At 27.0% G+C, this 20,853-nt stretch carries 14 protein-coding genes and 1 pseudogene; 1 reads left to right on the top strand and 14 read right to left on the bottom strand.

Annotated features, from left to right (window positions below):
• Nucleotides 1–358 precede the first annotated feature (358 nt).
• The 3 genes from BM027_RS13040 to BM027_RS13020 all read right to left on the bottom strand — a co-directional run bounded on the left by BM027_RS13040 (nucleotide 359) and on the right by BM027_RS13020 (nucleotide 3,574).
• Nucleotides 359–838, bottom strand: a complete 480-nt coding sequence (locus tag BM027_RS13040; protein WP_090092614.1) for a DUF2798 domain-containing protein — start codon at nucleotides 836–838, stop codon at nucleotides 359–361.
• A gap of 894 nt (nucleotides 839–1,732) precedes the next feature.
• Entirely contained in the window at nucleotides 1,733–2,896 is a 1,164-nt protein-coding gene (locus BM027_RS13025; RefSeq protein ID WP_090092607.1) for an alpha/beta fold hydrolase, read from the bottom strand.
• Between the two features lie 84 nt (nucleotides 2,897–2,980).
• Entirely contained in the window at nucleotides 2,981–3,574 is a 594-nt protein-coding gene (locus tag BM027_RS13020) for a TetR/AcrR family transcriptional regulator (RefSeq protein WP_090092595.1), read from the bottom strand.
• A 425-nt stretch (nucleotides 3,575–3,999) separates the two neighbouring features.
• On the opposite strand from BM027_RS13020, the gene BM027_RS13015 reads away from it, so the two are divergent.
• Nucleotides 4,000–4,602, top strand: a complete 603-nt coding sequence (locus BM027_RS13015) for a hypothetical protein (protein WP_090092592.1) — start codon at nucleotides 4,000–4,002, stop codon at nucleotides 4,600–4,602.
• A gap of 253 nt (nucleotides 4,603–4,855) precedes the next feature.
• Here the strand turns inward: BM027_RS13015 and BM027_RS13010 are convergent, their stop codons facing one another.
• The 11 genes and pseudogenes from BM027_RS13010 to BM027_RS12960 form a co-directional block, all read right to left on the bottom strand.
• A complete protein-coding gene (locus BM027_RS13010; protein ID WP_090092590.1) occupies nucleotides 4,856–5,086 on the bottom strand; it encodes a hypothetical protein in 231 nt (76 codons plus the stop codon).
• A 192-nt stretch (nucleotides 5,087–5,278) separates the two neighbouring features.
• Nucleotides 5,279–6,316, bottom strand: coding sequence for a sensor histidine kinase (locus tag BM027_RS13005; RefSeq protein ID WP_090092588.1), 1,038 nt, complete (start codon nucleotides 6,314–6,316; stop codon nucleotides 5,279–5,281).
• Nucleotides 6,313–6,984 (bottom strand): response regulator transcription factor, encoded by a 672-nt coding sequence (locus tag BM027_RS13000; RefSeq protein WP_090092586.1) that lies wholly within the window; start codon nucleotides 6,982–6,984, stop codon nucleotides 6,313–6,315. Before BM027_RS13000 ends, BM027_RS13005 begins: the two co-directional genes overlap by 4 nt.
• Nucleotides 6,985–7,329: 345 nt before the next feature.
• A complete protein-coding gene (locus BM027_RS12995; protein WP_090092582.1) occupies nucleotides 7,330–10,872 on the bottom strand; it encodes an SbcC/MukB-like Walker B domain-containing protein in 3,543 nt (1,180 codons plus the stop codon).
• Nucleotides 10,859–12,082, bottom strand: coding sequence for an exonuclease SbcCD subunit D (locus BM027_RS12990; protein ID WP_090092580.1), 1,224 nt, complete (start codon nucleotides 12,080–12,082; stop codon nucleotides 10,859–10,861). Before BM027_RS12990 ends, BM027_RS12995 begins: the two co-directional genes overlap by 14 nt.
• A 272-nt stretch (nucleotides 12,083–12,354) precedes the next feature.
• Entirely contained in the window at nucleotides 12,355–12,915 is a 561-nt protein-coding gene (locus BM027_RS12985) for a GNAT family N-acetyltransferase (RefSeq protein WP_090092578.1), read from the bottom strand.
• 528 nt (nucleotides 12,916–13,443) lie between these two features.
• Nucleotides 13,444–15,558 (bottom strand): methyl-accepting chemotaxis protein, encoded by a 2,115-nt coding sequence (locus tag BM027_RS12980; protein WP_090092575.1) that lies wholly within the window; start codon nucleotides 15,556–15,558, stop codon nucleotides 13,444–13,446.
• 461 nt (nucleotides 15,559–16,019) lie between these two features.
• On the bottom strand, nucleotides 16,020–16,505 hold the full coding sequence (locus tag BM027_RS12975) for a flavodoxin family protein (RefSeq protein WP_090092573.1): 486 nt from the start codon (nucleotides 16,503–16,505) through the stop codon (nucleotides 16,020–16,022).
• Nucleotides 16,506–16,909: 404 nt separating this feature from the next.
• Entirely contained in the window at nucleotides 16,910–17,752 is an 843-nt protein-coding gene (locus BM027_RS12970; RefSeq protein WP_090092571.1) for a TraX family protein, read from the bottom strand.
• 420 nt (nucleotides 17,753–18,172) lie between these two features.
• The gene (locus BM027_RS12965; RefSeq protein WP_090092569.1) at nucleotides 18,173–18,331 is read right to left on the bottom strand and encodes a DUF1540 domain-containing protein; all 159 of its coding nucleotides are present in this window, start codon (nucleotides 18,329–18,331) and stop codon (nucleotides 18,173–18,175) included.
• 349 nt (nucleotides 18,332–18,680) lie between these two features.
• Nucleotides 18,681–20,695 (bottom strand): annotated as a pseudogene (locus BM027_RS12960) (methyl-accepting chemotaxis protein).
• Nucleotides 20,696–20,853: the final 158 nt, after the last annotated feature.

The following is a 20,853-nucleotide window of genomic DNA, read 5'->3' as shown; positions in this document are numbered from 1 at the left end:
ACTTTTGTCCAAACAACAGCTATTCTAAAATGGGATTTTAAAAAATTCCTGATTATACTCACTACTAAGCTAATATAAAAAAATCGTCAAGGCGACTGTGGAGCCGTCGATTTTTTTTACGCATCTGCCTTTTCGAACGCATGTGAGAAAAATCTGGCAGGCGAATATATTTTCTTTTTATTCTTTAGTTTTTATTTCTTAACCTTTAAATAAAAATATAATCTACGTTATCCACAACTTCTTTCATAATATAATTTCCTAAAGAATAAAAAAAGAAAATCATACTGATGATTTATCAATATAGTTTCGTATGCTTCTATGCATTTAACCTATCATTTAAATCAGTTTCATTCTTAGTTTAATATTTTTCTTGAATCTCATGCATTATTCTCATCATATTTCTTGCAATAGGCTGTACAATAAGAAGTTCTAAAAATATAACTACACAAAAGTTGCGTGGCCAACAAATTGGAAACTCTTTAATGACTTCCAGACTAAACCCACAGGCTAAACTTCCTCCCACATTTGTCATGATAATGGACATACCAATAACAGTAAAAAATGTCCTAAACAGAATATGAGCATTTAAACTATCTGTTGATGAGCTAAAAACATTCACTAGTTTATCAGCTATCTTTCCCACAATAAACGTTTCAAGTATCATTGCAATTATAAAAACTAATGGAAATGCTTTTAATGATGTAACTATAGCTTCTCCTGACACTCCACCCATGTTAATACAAATATTCATAGTTGCCATGAAAATGCAAGTCAATGCACATATAACACCTCCATAAATCAATCCTTCTTTTCCATTTCTAGGCATACATTTTTCCATAATATCCTCCTTAGTTTTACTTAAATTAAAAAATGCACTGTATCGACGACAAGTGTATGACCGTCGGTACAACGCATTGGCTTTCATAGTATATCATAAATATTTTCGTTCATGTAATACCCTAATTTAAATTTTTTTAGATTTTATTAAAATTACATATTACATAACAGTTAGTGAAGTTCACATTTACTTATGATACGATTTAGCATTCATAATTTTAATTCTTTCAGTTACTTAATACGTCATATCTTACTATTGTCATTTTAAAAAACAACATTATATTTATTAATGCAGTAAATTTTTTTCTTTGTTGGTTATTATTAAATCCTTATATAGAAATATCATAGTAATAACAAAACTTAATACAGCAACGCCCATATATAGAACTCTATTATGTATAAATTTCCCTATGATAGGCAATCCCATAAAAAAATAAATTACAATTAAAGGGTATGCTAATTTTCTCAATTTTCGAATTCTCATAAATTCAGACATACTAACAATAAATAAAAGTATTGTAAGTATCATTGTTATTGATTTCAATTTCATAAATATCATCTCCATCCTAAAGCATTATTAAATATATATGATGGGATAACTTACTTTAGGCATATCAAATGAATAAATTGTTTTGCAAACATAACACTCCTGTGAATATAATTGTAAATGCTGAATATATAGGATTGCGCACCCACGCATAAGCACCCGTAGTTACTAATTCATTTTTTGTAATGTTTTCATCAAATTTTGATATAATAACTGCTTGTATCCATAATATGATTTCTAAAACAATTAATGTAATCCCAATTATAAGCAATGGAAGTTTTATTATGTTAACTTTTTTACATTCTATCTGGTGTTTGTATTTAGATTTTAGTTATAGTTTTTACTGTGCTACTTTTTAATTTGCTCAATCCAATTTAAAACTGTATCCAATGAAAGTTTGCAATTACTAACATTACAGTGATTATCTGCTTCTTCTTTATCAGTAAATAATCTAAAGGTCAATGATTTTACATTAGTTAAAGAATCAATTTCTTCTTTATACAAATTACGGTCAATAAAATGATCATTTTTAGCACCTAAAAGTAAGAAATCTTGATTAATTTTATTTGCAATATTAATCATTTGAAAATCATTACATCTAACTAGATATTCATATGCATTTTTTACACCATAAGAATCAAATGCATGATTTAATCCCCATTTTACTAATTCATCTTTTGCCATCAATCTATTAAAGGCACAATTAATAATTGCTTTTTGTTTGTTTTTAAGTAAAAATCGTACTATCTTTTGTAACTTAGGTGATTGTGTCCCCAATACCACATCTAAAAAATTAGGAAATATTGACCAAGCAACTACCCTTTTAATTCTTTTTTCAAAAGCTGCTGCTCTTGGAGCAAACATCCCTCCTAAAGACACTCCTATTATTGTAACATCACTCAAATTATAATAATCAAGTATCGCTTTTACTGGTAATTCCCATTCTACAATAAAAGGCATGTTATATTTACGTAAAACTTCACCTTGTCCTGGGCCCTCAAAAGCATATACTTCATATCCTTGCTCTACACAATAAAGTACAGTAAATAAAAATTCCTCAACATAAGAATCATTTCCTCCATGCAATAGTATTATATCTTTAACTTCCCTTGTAGGTTTTGCATGCCATACTGGCAATTTTCCATTTTCATATGGAACATGTTCTATTTTAATAGTACCATCTTCAAAATATTCAGAGTAATATTCATAAAATAACTTTTTCGCCCTATCATAAACCTTCATCTTAGATGAATTCCCATTAAACATGAAGAACTCTGTCATTCTAAAATATCCAATTGCATTTTCTATACGATTTTCAGATAATGCTTTTTCTCCCAAAGAATACATTTCTCTTACCCAATCCCCACAAGTGTGAATTTTACGTCCAACATCCTTTATTTCTTGTAAATCACCGCCATTCCACATAATAACTCTATTTAGTTGGTAATTAATATTAGGCTCATCATTTAATTGATACGTACCTTTTTTAAAGTTTATTTTGCTAGGTATCATTTTTTCACTCCTCTTTACAAATTATAGTTCCAACTCATTTATATAATTTATTATTTAGTTCTATTTTACATACACTATTTTTAATTACTTATCTCCTAACAATTGAGTAGATACTCCTTTTATTAATAGTTTTAGTACATTGTCAAAATACTTTTCCCCTATTCCAGCTTTATGCGATAGTGTTAAAATAATACTTCTAACAATAGCTGATACTAATTCAGGCTCAACTGACCTACATATTCCTGTTGCCTTAATAAACTCTTTGATATGTCTTTCATCATCATTATAATGATCATCTAATATTTTCTTTGGAATTTTTCTTAAAAGATATGGTAATTCATTTTCATGCACCTCTACAAGCGATGATTTTTCTAGCTCTTTACATACTTCTATTAGAACTTTTTCTAAACATTCACATTCTGATAATTGTTTATTACTTAATGCAATATCTATAGCCATATTATAAAGTTCACTATGAAACTCCGTAATAATTTCAAAAAATAATAATTCTTTTGACTCATAAAATTTATAAAATGCCCCTTTTGATATTCCTACCGTCTCAACTAATTGATCAACTGTAGTTTTTTTCACTCCATATTTCATTAAAAATTCTTTAGCACATGATTTTAGATTTTCTCTTATAATAATTTTTTCTTGTTTATTAAACGCACTTCCCATAATTATTTCACTCCATTTAAGTTCTATGACTTTTTTTTATTTTCAGTCATAGTGTATTCCGTTTAGAATAATATGTCAATATACATCATAACTTTTTTAGAATTAAAATATCATTAATGCCGTAGAAAAGTGAATATTAGCGCTGTTTTCATTATTATTTATTGCATTTTATTGTTTTGCACCTCAAAACGGAACTCGTCAATTATTACACGCCTCTTTAATTCTTTTTACTTTAATTATTGTCATTAAAATAAATATTCAAATTTCTAGTAAAACCTAAAATAGTTAACAAAACCAACAAACAGTATTTTTTATTTTGAATATATTTCTTTATTTTACAATATTATGTATTATATATATAGCATATTATTTACGTAAAATAATTATAGTAAGGTTAAAAGCTATTTTAAAGGGGAGAATTATATTTGGCAAATAAATATTCAGAATTTAATGAAATTAAGCCTATAATTTGTAGTGAGAATAATGTGAAAAATTTGTTAGAAGAAATGAGAGAAAAAAAGTCTGAAAAGAAATGTGAAAAATTGCATAATATCTCTATAGCTATCTTATTCATATTTTCAACAATTATTCTCTATATATGGAAAAGGGACATGCAACCATTAGAGTATGCTTCTTATGAAATAAATTATAACTATTCATTCCAACGCATTTTCATTCCAGGTTTTACTATGTCTCAATTACTACCTATTGGATTAATTAAGGCAATAAAATCAAAGACAGCATGCATTATATTTTCTTTAATTACCATTTTTGTATTGTATTTAAGTGGAAATTATCTATTCTTAACTTTAGGAAATTCTAAATTAACGCTTATATTCTATAGCATCTGTCTAGTAATGTATTTTTTGTTTGGACTTATTATTTTGTTTAACAAAGAATTATACAATTACATGAAAAACCTAAAATGGCCTAAATGGTTTATTTTATATTCATCTGATGAAGCAAAAGATAAAAAACTAATAATAGGAACTATAATATATTTTGCTATTTTTCTGATTTTGCTTTAGGCACATTCAAAAAAATAATATAGCAAAATATACTTTATGATTAAACTAATTATTAAATGATGCATACTTCTATAGAAATGTACACTTGTCTTATATTTCAATTTAAATTTTATTTCAAATATAAATATTATTAAAAAACATAGATAAAAACAGCATTAATAATTATAAATATTAACGCTGTTTTCATTATTATCTATGATATTTTATTGTTTTGTACCTCAAAACAGAACCCATTGATTATTACACGCCACCTTTAATTCTTTTTACTAAAATTAGTATTGTTTTTTATAAGTAATATTGAACAAATTAATATTACCATTAATCCTATAAATGATATTATAGCTACAATTACACTTATTATCATAAATGGTAACCCTGATTTTAAATCAGAAAGTACAATCATAACTGAACCACTGAAAAGTGGAATTAAATTAAGTAGTATCCCACCTAATAAGCAAAATAATAATCTGAAATTTTTCTCCACATTAATCCACCCCTTTTATTTTATACCATAATTTTACTATTTACTGTAGTTTAACGCAAATGAAAAACATTAAGTAAAATCTTTGAAGTATGTAGAGTCATTTAAAATCTAAGTGGCTGTTTCATATGCCTTAGCGAAATTTTTCTAGTCTTCTGGAATAAATGTTATTTCTATTTCTTTGTTATTACCATTTTATTCTGAGACAGACCCTTTACAATGCCTAAAACTTGTAAGATTACCTAGAGGAAAAATTATATTAACTTTTGTTCCTACACCTTCTGTTGATCTTAATGATATTCCAAGTCCTAATTTTTCACAAAGTTTTTTACAAAGATAAAGCCCTATTCCTGTAGATTTACCATACACCCTACCATTTTCTCCAGTAAAGCCTTTATCAAAGACTCTATTAACATCATTCTTAGAAATACCTATTCCATTATCTTCAATAGTGAGTATTATGTTGTCTGTGCCTTCAGTTGTATAAGCTTTTAAAACCCCACTTTTATCCTTACTATATTTTATTGAATTAATAACAATCTGATTCACTATAAATTTTGTCCATTTAATATCTGTTATTACTTTCCCAGATACCCCTTCAATATCAACTGAAATTTTCTTATTTATAAAGTCACGTCTATTATTTCTAATAGATTCTTGAATTGCTTCCTTTACTTCAAATTCTCTCACTATATAATCATTACTAACATCTGTACTCCTAGAATAATAAAGAGCCTGATTTATGTATTCTCCAATTTTTCTAAGCTCATCTCCTAAAGCATTTTTTTCCTTACTTTCACTGTTTTCTATAATTAACTTTGAAGATGATATTGGAGTTTTTATTTCATGAACCCAAGTTTCAATATATTCTCTATATTCTTTTTGAAGATTTTTATAGAAATTAACATGTTCATGCATATTTCTATTACATTCACTTAATACTTCATAAACAATCTTACCTTCATAATTATTAGGTGATTTTATAACTTCAGGTAATAAATATTTTTTATCTAATTTATCAATAATACCATTAATATCATCATAGAATTTTTTCTTTGTAATAAAGTCTATTATTATATAAATTGTCAAAGGAGAAAACCATACAAGAAAAATCATAAACAAAATTATAGGTGGCATTCTAGCTATACTCATTAGCACTAAACAAAATAAATATATTATAAAGTTCATTATCAAATAAGGTAATTTTGAAATAAAATATTCCTTCATATTCATAGTAATATGTACCCTAATCCCCTCTTTGTTTCTATTCCATCCTTAAACCCGATATCTTGTAATTTCTTTCTTAGTCTAGTGACATTCACAGATAATGTATTATCATCAACATAAAGATCTGAATTCCACAAATAATCCATTAAATCTTCCCTACTAACTATACATCCCTTATTTTTCATAAGACAAAGTAATATTTTAAATTCATTTTTAGTAAGATCACTACCACTTTCATTAAAGCTTACTCTTCCATTAGCAATATTAAGTTTTAATCCTTTATGTTCCACTATTTCGCAATCAGAATCATTTCCAGAAGTTCTTCTTAAAACAGCTGTTATTCTTGCAAGAAGTATCTGAGTATTATAAGGCTTTGTTACAAAGTCATCTGCCCCAAAATTCATACTCATAATCTCGTCCATTTCACTATCTCTACTTGTTACAATTATTATTGGAATATTTTTTTGCTTTCTAATTTCCTTACATATATAATACCCATCATAATAAGGAAGATTTATATCAAGCAAAATCAAATTAGGTTCATCTTTTAAAGCTATTGAAACAATATTTTCAAAATCACTTGGTGCATAAGCTTCATACCCATAGCGTGAAAGAAATTCTATAAGTTCCTTCTTAATATTTTCATTGTCCTCTATAATCATAATTTTTGGCATGTAACATCCCCCTAATTCATATTTAAAAGATAACAGACAAAATATACAACATATCCTTTGTCTGTTATCTTCTTTCATGTACCTAGCACTAAAATTTAATCATTGTTTTAATATTAGGCTATGTTTTAAGTGAGTGTTGATATTGTAATATAAGAGCGAATTGGCATTGGAATTTATTTTGTAGAACTCTTAATGGATATTTGTCCTATTAATTGCTTGTCACAATCTTTGATTGGGAACATGCGTTAATAGGACTAATATTCATTTTAGAGTTCTTAAAGTAAATTCCACAGTCCATGAGCTTTATATTACAATATCAACACGGTTTTTAAACAGATCCTAATATTAGCTTCTCTCTAATCTAACCTTACTTCCACCTTCTCCTGATTCTGCTGGTGTAAGTATTAATTTTACTGGTACTCTATTTTTTATTGCTTCAACGTGACTTATTATTCCAACTTTAAGTTTATCATTATGAAGTTTCTCTAATGAATTCATAACAACTTCTAATAAGTTATCATCTAATGTTCCAAACCCTTCATCTAAGAAGAATAGTTCTAATGGTGCTGTTCCTTTAAGCTGTATTTGAGATGATAATGCTAAAGCTAATGCAAGTGAAGTTAAGAAAGTCTCTCCCCCTGAAAGGGTTGAAGCATCTCTTTCTGCTCCTCCATTTTTATAATCTCTTATTATAAATTTTCCATTTTCATCAACTTCTAAGCCATAATTACCATTAGTTATTTCTTTTAACTTTTTTGAAGCTTGCTTTGAGATATATTTTAATTGTGTAATTGCTACGAACTCTACAAACTTTTTACCCTTAAACAACTTATCTAAATCATCTAATAATGCTAATTTATGATCAAGCTTTTCCTTTTTCTTTACTAAATCCTTAAGCTCTTTCAATTTATTTGAGATAAACTTTAATTCTTCGTCTAATTTAATTTTTGCTTCATTTAATATCTTAATTTCACTTTGTTTTTCTTCTAAATTACTTTGAACCTTTACCCATTGTTCTTCAGTAACCTCTCTATTATTTAATTTTTTAATTGAACCTTCAATTGCACCTTTAATCTTAGATAAATCTTCTTTATACTTTTCTATCTCTATTTTAAGTTCTTCTATATCTTTCTTAGAAATAATATTTTTCTTTACTTCTTCAATAGATTCAAAATCTTCTTCTTTTAAAATTGTATTTAAGTTGTCTTTTTCTAGCAGACTTCTCTTATTAAGTTCATTTTGTTTAGTTATTGCTGATATAACTTTTTCATTACATTCTTGATATTTACCATCAATTAATAATTTAAATTCATCATCTAATTTAAATTGTTTTTCTATTGATTCTATACCCTTTTGAACACTATGCAATAACTCAATTAACTTACCTTTTTTTATATTATTTGAAGCATCAAACAAATCACTTTCTTCTAAAAGCTTGTTCCTTATTAAATTAATTTTCTCATCTCTATTCTTTTTCTTCTCTTTTAAAGATGTACTAGCTTCAGTTCCCTCTTCTTTAACTTCATTTAACTCACTTTGAATCTTATCTTTTTCTTTACCTAAGCTTTCAAGTTCAAATCTAATTTCTTTTATTTGATTAGATAAACCATCTCTTTTTTTATCTGCATCTGATATATCATCACTTTTTTGTTTAAAATCATCAACCTTAGTTTCTTCTTTAATTAAAGTTAAATCTTCACTTATCTTATTAAACTCACCTAGATTATTCTTATGCTCATCATTTATTAATACTAATTGAGTTTCTTTTTCTTTTATTATTGTACTTATTTTGCTAACCTTGTTTTCTAAAACATGATTTTCATCTTTTAATTTATTAACCTTATCTTCTAAACTTTCTTTCTTTACTTTATAGTCTTCTAAATCTTTTTGAAGTTTATTAAAATTCATCTTTAAATCTTCAACTGAAGATTTTTTAAAGTCCTCACCTAAACTCTCTAATTCAGATTGCTTTTCTTTAATTTTCTCTTTCTCTGATGTAATCCTTGTTTTACCTACTGTTATCTCTTTATCAATTTCTTTTGCCTTATTTTCATTAAGGGAAATTTCTTTTTCTAATTCACCTAAATTTATATCTTTTAAAAAGTTATCTTCATTTTTATTTTTAATATGTTTTATATGGTGTTCTAAAGAGCCACATACAGGACATGCTTCTCCCTCTTTTAAATCCCTTCTGATTTTAAAAGCCAAGTTTTCCAGCTCAATTTTTTTATACTTTTCTTTTAATGAACTTAATTTACTTTCTACATTAATCTTTTCATTACTATTCTTCTCTAATAGCTCTTTAAATTCTTCAATTAATACTTGTGACTTTTTTACATCATCTGAATATAACTTAAACTTATCCCACTTATCTGTGCACTTTGACAATTCTTTTTGAAGCACTAATAAAACTTCTTGCTTTCCAGGTGAATTTTTAATTAACTCTTCTAAGTTATTTTTATCTTTATCTAATAAATTAGAGTTTTCCTTAAATAATTTTTCTAAATCTTTTTGTTGTAACTTTTCATTTTTAATATCGTTATTTATAGTAGTTATTTTTTCTTTATTAATTCTAATATTTTTATCTAATAAATTATATTTTTCACTAACTATGAGACCTTTTTGCACTTTTATCTTTAAGTTTTCATCTATCTTTAACTTATCAAAATCCTCTTCTAGACTTTTTATTTTTGATTTGGATAAGATAATCTTCTGTTCAATATCATCTTGTATGTTTTTATATTTTTTATATTTTGCTCTTAATTCAATTACTTTTATTTCAGTGTCTTTTATTTCACACTCTAAAATATCTAAATATTTCTTTTCTTCAATTCCATCATTAATCTTTTGCTCTTTTATCTTCAGCTCTGGTACTTCATTATCTTTTCTCTCTCTTGAAACAATTAATTTTTTTTCTGCATCTTCTTTTTGAGCCTTAAGAATCTTAAACTTTTCTTCTAATTCTTTTATTTGTGCTTGAACCTCAACACTTTCTTTTAATATATTCTCATAAGAAATAATATAAGGATTTACCTTTAATGCACATTCACCAAGCTTAAGTTTAAGCTTATTATCTTCTATTTCCTTTGACTTAATATTTAGCTTCTCTTCATGTTCTTTATATGAACTTAATTCAAGCTGTAAATCCCAAACTTCTTGACTGTCTTTATATGTTTTTTCTATGTTTTTAAGCTCATTACTTGCATTGTTTAAATTTATTTGAGCTAATTCTAACTCAGCATTTTTATCCTTAAATTTATCTTCACTAATATCTTCAAATCCTTTTAACTGTCCTATTAATACATTATTCTCTACCTTTTCTTTATTTGTCTCTCTTGCTAATTTAATTGAAAGATTATTACCATACTTTTGAAGGTTAAACAACCTCTCAAGCATTTCTCTTCTACTTTTACCTTCAAGCTTTAAAAACTCACTAAACTTTCCCTGAGGTAATACAACTGTTCTAGTGAAATCATCCAGTCCTAAACCAATTATTTCTTCACATTTTTTAGTTACTGCTTTTGACTTATCATCCAAAACCTCTTCCGTATTTGTAATATCCACTATTTTAGCTTTTGTAGTTTTTATATTTCCTTCTTTACCTCTTTTAAATTCTCTACTTACAACATATCTTCTAACCTCTGTACCAGATATTTGAAATTCAAAACTTACATTTAATCTATCACAATTAGTATTTATATAATTTGAACTTTTTCTCGATATCTCACCATATAAAGCTAAAGTTATTCCATCTAAAATTGTTGATTTTCCACTTCCAGTAGGTCCAAATATTCCAAAAAAGCCTCTATCTGTTAATTTATTAAAGTCTATAGTCTGTTCTTCTATAAAACTATTTAACCCCTTAATTTTTAACTTAATTGGTCTCATCATCTTCACCTACTTCTGACATTATATTTAGAAACAAATCTACTACTTCATCATCTGCTTCTACTCCTCTTTCCTTTTTATAAAATTCCTTAAATATTTCATCAAAAGATTTCTCTGAAATATCCCTTATTTCTTCTTCCTCTTCATCACTTGACTTAAGCTTTGGAATTATCTCTAAGATGTCCTTTTTGTATTCCTTCATTTGCTTTATTTCATCTTCTCTTATATATCTATCAGTCTCAACCTCAAGATAAACCCAGCATTCTCTTTCTGCATTTTGTGAACATTCTAATATAGCATCTTCTATATTAGAACATTTCCAAACCTCAATAGGCTTATATACCTTAAAATTAACTTCCTCTATATTAGCTTTTTCTCCACATTTCAAATCTACAACAAAACATTTCTTCTCAAAATTAATTTCTTTCCTATTATATTGTAGCGGTGATCCAGAATATCTAGCCCTTTTATCTGTACCTGGTACAACTTGAGGTTTATGAACATGTCCTAATGCTATATATTGAGCTTCACTTGGGAAACATCCTCCATCTATTATATAGCTTCCTCCTAGTTGTATACTTCTTTCAGAGCCACCCTCTTCACTACCCATCGCAAATAAATGAGATACAACTAAATTTATAGTATCTTCTCTATAATGTTCTTTAAGAGAATCAAACAATAAATGTATCCTATCACTATAAGATTTTACCCTATCTTCTTCCTCATCCATTTCACCATATAGTACCTCATTTAATCTCTTTTCACTTGGATAAGCAACTGTTAAAATAACAGCTCTCTCACCATTAATTTCAATCTCTATATACCCTTCTCCAGAATCCACAACCTTATGTTTACCATAATCACCACTTAAAACAACAGTCTTAGGTGTCCCAACCATAACAATTCCATGATCCCTAGCAAGTGGTCCTGCTGATACAAGTCTTTCTGGATTATCATGATTACCTGCTATAACTAAAGTAATCCTCTCTCCATTAGAAGACAGTTTTTTAAGCGTATCATAAAACATCTTTTCAGCCCTCGCTGGAGGGTTACTTGAATCATATATATCCCCTGCAATAATTATCAAATCAATATTATTTTTTTCTACTATATCCACAAAGTCATTCAAAAATAACTCTTGTTCATCCATCCTGCTCTTGCCCTCTAAGTTCTTACCCAAATGCCAATCAGCTGTATGCAATATCCTCATAACATCTTCCCCCTCATATCTATAAAGTGTATGTCTTAGGCATTCATCTTTTTTTTAATTAGACTATGCTTTAAACGAATGTTGATATTGTAATATAAGAGCGAACTGGCATTGGAATTTGCTTTTTAGAATACTTAATGAATATTTGTCCTATTAATTGCTTGTCACAATCTGTGATTGGGAGCATGCATTAATAGGACTAATATTTATTTTAGTATTGTTAAAGTAAATTCCACAGTCCATGAGCTTTATATTACAATATCAACATTACTTTATATGCCTAAATCCTTAACTAAAACATATCTTCTTAATCCACCATATTTTAATTTATCTTTTGCTATCTTATATCCAAGACACTTAAATGTATTTAAACTATGTTCATTATATGGTGATGCTGTTGCACACATAATAGGTGTTTTATTTTCTTTCCCAATCACCTCTAAATGCTCACAAAGAATTTTTTGAAGCCTATTTCCTCTAAAATCTTCTCTTACTACTGTCGCTTCAATTTGTCCAACCTTTAAAAGTTCATCTCCTTGAAGTTCTATATCATATCCGTAATTATCTTTCTTATATCCCAAATTTCTATATACTCCAACCGCGATTAATTCATCACTATCTTTGGTAACACAACCTATTACTTTTCCATTATTATTAATATAATCAATAAATTCCTCTTCGTTTGAAGGTACATATAATTGTTCATCTTTTATTCCATTCATAATACCTTCTTGTAATTCCATTATCTTATCAATATAACCTTCATCCAGAAATTTAAATTCTGCATCTATCTTAGCTCCATCTTGTCTTTTTAAATTTATTAATGTTTTCATGAAATTTCTCCTTTTTCTATGTCTTAGGCACATTAAAGAAAATAACAAGTCAAAGATGCGACGTATATTTTGTGTCAGACAAGGAGATGAAATCATCTCATAGTAAGCCTATGGGATGATTTTACCGACGCAGTATGACGCAAAATAGACTAGCATACTGACTTATTATTTATTTTAATGTGCCTTATGTTTATTATATTATAACTTTTTCTTTATTAAAATCATATCTTCTAGGCTATAAGGCATATAAAAAAACTATTATGAATCATAAACTCATAATAGTTTTTATATTTTATTTACATATGTTTTAATATAGTGTTGATATTGTTACATTTTTGTGAAGCGTGCATTAGAATTTGACTTGTAGAACTCTTAAGTGAGTATTGTCACATTAATTGTTTGTCCAAAACTTGCTTTTGGAACAAACTGGAATGGGACTATACTTATTTTAGATGTTCTTAAGTCAAATTCTTTAGCACACTGAACAATATGTAACAATATCAACACGGCTTTAAACTTATATATTCTCTATTTATATTTAAACTTATCTAATCCATTCTTCACATCAACTGCTATATGATTTAAATCTGTGGAAAGAGCATTCATTGTAATTGTTATATCTTCAAGTCCTTGAGAAAATGCTACTATTTCCTCACTAGACGCTGAAGTTTCCTCTGCTACAGACGCCACATCTTGAACTTTTTCAAGTATTAAATTTTTATTATTATTAATATTAGTCGCTTCTTTATTAATAGTAAATATTTTAGGAATTACCTCCTCTAGCTTTTCATTCATACTATAAAAAGCTTGTACTCCCATATTTGCTATATTAACTTGATTTGATACATTATCTCCAACTTCCTCTGAAGCATTCATTAATTCCTTCATAGACTGCAAATTATTAGTAATCAAATTATTTATTTCATATACTGCATTTTTACTACCTTCAGCAAGTTTTCTAATTTCATCTGCAACAACAGCAAAGCCTTTTCCAGCATCACCAACTCTAGATGCCTCTATAGCAGCATTTAAAGCTAATAAGTTAGTTTGTTCAGCTATACCATTTATAATACTAGTTATATCTCCAATTTTAGATATACTGTTGTTAAGATTCCTCATCATAACATCAAAATTCTTCACATTTTTATCAACTTTATTCGATGTATTTAACAAGTCAGTCATTATTTGTTTATTATTATCATTTATATCTTTTGCTGCTTTTGAATTTTCTTCAAGATTACTTATATTAGTAACTATATTATCTATTTGATCAGAAAATAAATTTAATTTATTATTTATATCCATCAAATCTTCAGCTTGATTTAAAGCCCCTTGAGAAACATCATTAATAGCTAACGATACTTGATTTGCTGAACTTTTTATTTCTTCAGAAGTATTATTAATTTCTTGCCCTTTAATTTGAATTTCATCAGAGCTAACCCCAACTACAGATAACATATCCTTTATTGAATCTTGCATGCTATTAGAAGACCTAGCTATTACTCCAATTTCATCCTTTAGATTTAACACTTCATTATCTAATTGTACTGTTAAATCTCCAGATCCTATTATCTCTAAGTTATTAGATATACTATTAATATGTATCAATAATTTCTGCATCATTTTTATAAAAACCAGGCTTATTATGATTATAAATGCAATTGCTATAACTCCAATTAAAAGCATCATATTATTTGCTGATTTAGTTATTTCACTTTTTTCAACAAATGATAAATATGTTAATGGTAAATTATCTTTAGTACTCTTTTCTATATACATTTTGTATTTATTTCCTGCTATAGTTATTTCTTTTTTTGTATTAGAATTTAAATCTTTTTCTTCAAAGCCCTCTATACCTAAATCTTTTACATTTTTAGATATAAGCTTTGAGTCCTTTCCATTAGAAATAACTGTACCTTGTTTATCTAATATTACTACGAATCCATTATCACCATTTTTATATTTTTGACTTAAATCAGCTAAATCCTTTAATGAAACATCTACGTTTAATACACCTATTACCTTGTCATCTACCTTAACTCTTTTTATGGCAGCCAAGCTAAAGTCACCATTAGTAGTTAGATTAGCATCTGTATAACTAATCTTATCTGTGGTTAATGCATCCTTATACCAAGGCCTTTCTCTAGGGTCATAGTTATTTTTTCTATCTATTGATGGATATCTCATGTAACCTCCATTATCCATCCCTGCAAATGCTATGCTTGAAACTTCTTTGTTGCTGTCCAAAAACATTTTAAAATAATTATATAAATTTGCTTCAAAATCACCATTTTCTAAAGGAGTCATTTTCAGACTTCCACTTTCATCACTCTTATCAACATATGTAGTTACATTATTATTTTTCAAACCTTTTATATCACTAGATCCTTCAAGTGTATTTATGCTACTTTCAACACCATCAAAATATTTAATTAAATATTGATCCAAATTATTCTGATTTTGTACCACTTTTTCATCGAAATTTTTGCTATTATAAGAAGTTATTATAAAAAACAAAAATACAGCTATTGATAAAAAAGCTATAGAATTTATAATTATTGTAGCTAATACCACTTTCTTCTTTATGCTCTCACTTTTATTGATTTTTTCATTAGTATTTTTTCTAAGTTTTCTATTCTGCATTCCTTACTTTTCCCCCTTAAAATAATATAGTAATTCTTACATTCAATATTTATTTTTGTAAATTATATTATAAAAAAATACTGGTAATTATATTACCTTTTTTGTGATAGTTCAAATTTCTTGCATGAAAACGTAATTGAAATCATTGATAATTGAACATTTAAAAGCATCTAGTATATAGTAAATTCCTATTAAGAATGATATTACATAAATAACAATAATCATGAAATTTATCAAATTCAGGGGAAATTACTCATATTAACAATATACCATAAAATCATATTAATGAAAATTATTTCATTAAATACAAAGTAAATATTATTAAGTAATTTAGACATATTAAAAAAATAACAAATCAAAGATGTATCTCATCTTTGACTTGTTATTTTCTTTATATATTTCTTAAATTAATTAGTGCTTTAAAAATAATTCTTAATATTTTACATGCCTAATTGATTGATTTATTCAAACAATTCCTTTGCTTTCTTACCGATTCTCTCTCCAAATACTCTTGCTACTTCATCCTCTTTTTCATTTCCATCTCCAATAGATACATGTCCTAAGTGAATATAAGGTTGACCAAGTGCTGAACCTCCTGAATACATTAACATACCTTTCACCATAAAGTGATTTATCATAGTTGTCATTGCCACATTAGCTCCTCCACCAATATATTGAGCAGTTGCAAAGACAGCCCCTAATTTTCCTTCTAAATTACAATTTCTAGATTCATCTATCCACTTCTTCATTTGCCATGTCATATTTGCATAATATGTTGGTGTACCAAAAATCACAGCTTTTGATTCATCTAAAAATTCATAATCTACCTTATCTAAATTCATTGCTTTTACTTCAATACCCTCAACTTTATTTATACCCTCTTCAATAACTTTTGCTGTTCTCTCAGTTTTTCCTGTTTTACTAAAATATAAAATTGCTATCTTCATATTGTTATCCCCCCATTATTTTGATTTAAGCATTCTCAAAAAATAACCAGTCAATACACTAGTCTTGCACAAAATATACATCGCATATTAAATCGTTATTGTATTTTTTAATGCCTTTTTTAATATAAGGCTTTGTTTTAAAACCGTGTTGATATTATTATATAATAGTATCAACACTTTTCTAAAACATAGCGTAATATAAACATAAAAAACGCACGATAATTAAAACTATTGTGCGTTTATTCTTTGTAATTATTTTATAATAAAAATTACTACTATACAATTTTATTTGTGAGCATAATCTAAAAGTTTGGCTATATTTTAAATTAAAGCTATATTTTAAGATAGTGTTTATATTTTAATACAAGGCTATGTTTTATGTATTAGAATCTATTTATAATATTCTATTTAACCATTCCATATATGACTCTAGATAATAACAACAATCCATAAACATGAGCTGGATAGTAAATATAAAACAGATACTTCATGCCCCTACCCTTTTGTCTATTATAAAGCAATATAAATGGAAGTGCTAATATCATTAACCATTGTTCATTTATAAGAAATAAATTTTCAATAGTTAATCCTGCTGGAAGAACCGCTACAACAAAATATAATATGCAAAGTGCTAAATAAAATATTGCAGTTTTCTTTTTACTATTTAGGCAGTAATAAAATCCTAGGCCAAGAATTATAAATATAATACTTCCCTCTACCATCAATGGAGTTGGTAAGAATATCATAGCTACCATTAATGCTATCCTAGATACTTCTAATGTAGGATTCATTAGTATAGAAAACATACCTATTTGTAAAACAATAACCATTATAAACAAAAGTATTGGCACTATAATATTTTTCTTGTTTTTCTCTTTAATTCCAGATTTCAATTTATCTATAAAATATAAGAAAAATACAATATAAAACATAGTCGCAAATATGTTGTTAATCACCATGGCTCCTTTTGGGTGAGGTATATAACTATTAGCTAAAGAATTAGCTATAGACATAAATACAGACCATAAATATAATCTCTTCATATATCCTGTTTTACTTTTAGTATAATAATATCCATTAGCTACCATAAATATAAATATAGGTGCTGCTATTCTTCCTATAATATTAAACCAAGAAGGAATCTCTATAATTCCTGTCATAAAATATGCAACGTGATCAAAAGTCATAAAAATAAGTGCTAAGATCTTCAACTCAAATGAGTCAAACCCCTTTTTAATAAAATCCATATAAAATCTCCTCCTTATTAAGGCATGTCCAATGAATATCTAGTAAGTCTTCTTATCTTTGACTAGTTATTTATTTTATGATGCCTAATCTATGACTCTAGTATACTTTCTCTAACTAAAATCACAAATCGATTTTAGTTACATTAACATTACATTATTGTCACATTAATATAAAAGATTTTATGGTTAAAACACTAATATATGTTTAAAATTTAGTCAATAACATCAAAATGAATGGCTATATATGTTGATTTTATTGATAATTTTACATATATATATCCATTCATTTCTCTGTTTTTTGTTATAGCGATATAACTCTTTTTTGCTTTATTTCTATATTAATTTAAAACTTTTATTTAGGAATTTCTGTCTCCCTAGTGGATTTGCAAGCCTTAATGCGTGCTTGCTAGATATTTTTAATTAGCATGTTTGGAAACTACCACAATCAGTACTCTCAGTGCTATTTGCAGTAGTAGTATGTTTTACAACTTGAATTTTGTTTAAAGTACAATAATCATCACTTTTACAATGAAATTTACATTCTGATACATTACAACCTATGCTTGAATTATGATCCATCTTTTATTCCTTCTTTCTATTATATCTATTTAAATTTGACACAAGTAGTTTGTGATTAAACAATTAAATTATTCATTACTTTATAATTTAATAAAAGACTATGTTTTAAGTAAATGTTGATATTATAATATAAAAACTATTTTAAAATATAGCTTAATAAAATAAAAACGAGGTTATCTCAAAACAAATCATTTTAAGATAATATCGTTTTCTATAATTCATATTTTAATGTTGCTTATTATTATTCTAAAAAATTTAGAATCCTATATTTCCACTATGTTTTAGAAGAGTGTTGATATTGTTATATTTTTGTAAAGTGGACATTGAAATTGGGCTTTTAGAACAAATCCTATATTTTAAATTTATCTACTGTATTCTTAAGATTTCCAACCAATTCTTCTAATTTATTAGTTGTCTCTCCAATTTGATGCATATAAGCTGTTTGTTGCTCATTTGATGCTGTTACTTCTTCTGTTGCTGCTGAATTTTCTTCACTTATAGCGGCGACATTGCTTATTACATCATTTGTAATGTTAGCTTTATTAGACATCTCATTTGTAGATTGTGATACTTCTGATACAATAGAACTTATCTCACTAAATACCTTCTCTATTTCTTTGAAATTTTCACCAACTAAAGTTGCAACATCAACTCCATGTCTTACATCATTTGTACCCTGTTCCATTTTCTCTGCTATATTTTTAATTTGATTTTGAACTCCATTTATAAGTTCTGCTATTTTCTTTGAAGCTATACTTGATTGTTCTGCCAATTTCTTCACTTCATCTGCAACTACGGCAAAGCCTTTTCCTTGTTCTCCAGCTCTAGCAGCTTCAATAGCAGCATTGAGTGCTAACAAATTAGTTTCTTCTGCTATATCACTTATCACATATACTATTTGTCCAATTTCTTTTGATTTTTCTAATAAATTTTGTGTTTCTTTAACATTATAGCTATTTGCTGTTTCTATAGTTTTTATACTCTCCACAGCTTCCTTAGCGCCTTCTGAACCAGAATTACTTACCATTTTAGATTTTTCTGCAACACTTATCATATAATTACATTTTTTATAAACACCATTTATATTCTCGACTAATTCATTTGTTATCATTGATGCTTTACTAGCACTTTCAGCTTGTGTAACAGCTCCCGCTGCTATTTCTTGCATGGTTCGTGAAACTTGGTCAGTTCCTATTAAAGATTCATCTGTAGCTGTAATCAAAGTATTTGATAATGTATCGATTTCATTAGCAGAATAACTTATAGCACTTATCATTTCTTTAAGCTTATAAACTGTATTATTTAGACTATGTCCTACTTTTCCAATTTCATCATCTGTATTAATTTCTAATTGTTTTGTTAAATCACCAGATGCAATTTCTTCTGAAAAAGCAGCTAACTTAATTAATGGGGATGTTATTTTCCTTGCTATTATAAGAATTATAGAGCCAATAATAACTACAATTAATAAAGTAATTAAAAGTAATGTATTCATTAATTTTGAGAAGAAGCAAATAATTCATCTTCTGACATTACACTTACTATGTTCCATCCTGATAAAGGTACTTGCTTATAAAATGCTATGAATTTATCTTTTCCTGAAGTAAATCTAACTGTACCTGATTGTTTGTCAAGCATGTCCTTTCCCAAGGATTGTATATTGGAATCTTCTACCTCTGAAATTTTACTTTTCATTACTAATGATTCATCTGGATGCACAAGAATAGTTCCATCTTTTCCGATTAATAAACTATATCCCTTTTCCCCAAATTTAAAAGCTTTAACTTTATCTTGTATGTAAGAAAGATTCACAGCAGATATCATTGTACCTATTGGTTGATCAGATGTATTTTTAATAGGTACACCTATTACTACTAAAGTTTTACCTGTTCCTTTTGATACTACTGGATTTGATATATTATAAGGCACACCACTCATTAATGTTTTATACCATGGTTTTTCAGAAACATCACCTACTACAAAATTTCCATTTGAATACTGAGCTCTAGATTTACCATCATTATTAAATAAAGTTGCTGCCGCATTATCATATTCACCTGGATAATTTTTCTCCAAAGATTTAATTCTTTCTGCATTGAAATTATCAATAGCACCAAGATCTGATTCAATTAATTTAGCTGTAGGAGTAATCGAAGAACTTCTTACTTCAAGAAGTTTACCATCTAGCCAAGTATTTACGTTTTCAGATAATTTATTTGTCTCTTCTACTTTGTTACTAATAATTTCATTTTGAATAGTTTTTCTAAATTGATAAAATGCTGTGTAACTTAAAGCTGACATTCCAATAATTAAAATAGGCAAAATACCAATTAACAATTTCATTTTAAACGACAATTTTTTCAACACTTTATATCCCTCCACAAAATTATTTTGTTTATCTAAATATTAATCTTCCTAACCAAATAAATATATTGAACATATAAAAGAAAATAAAAAGTCAAAGATATGACGTGTATTTCAATTCAGATAAGGTGGTAAGATTAGTTAACAGCTTATTTTGT

It is taken from the genome of Clostridium uliginosum (assembly GCF_900112485.1).
GTDB lineage: Bacteria > Bacillota > Clostridia > Clostridiales > Clostridiaceae > Clostridium > Clostridium uliginosum.
This window is presented reverse-complemented; position numbering and strand designations above follow the sequence as displayed.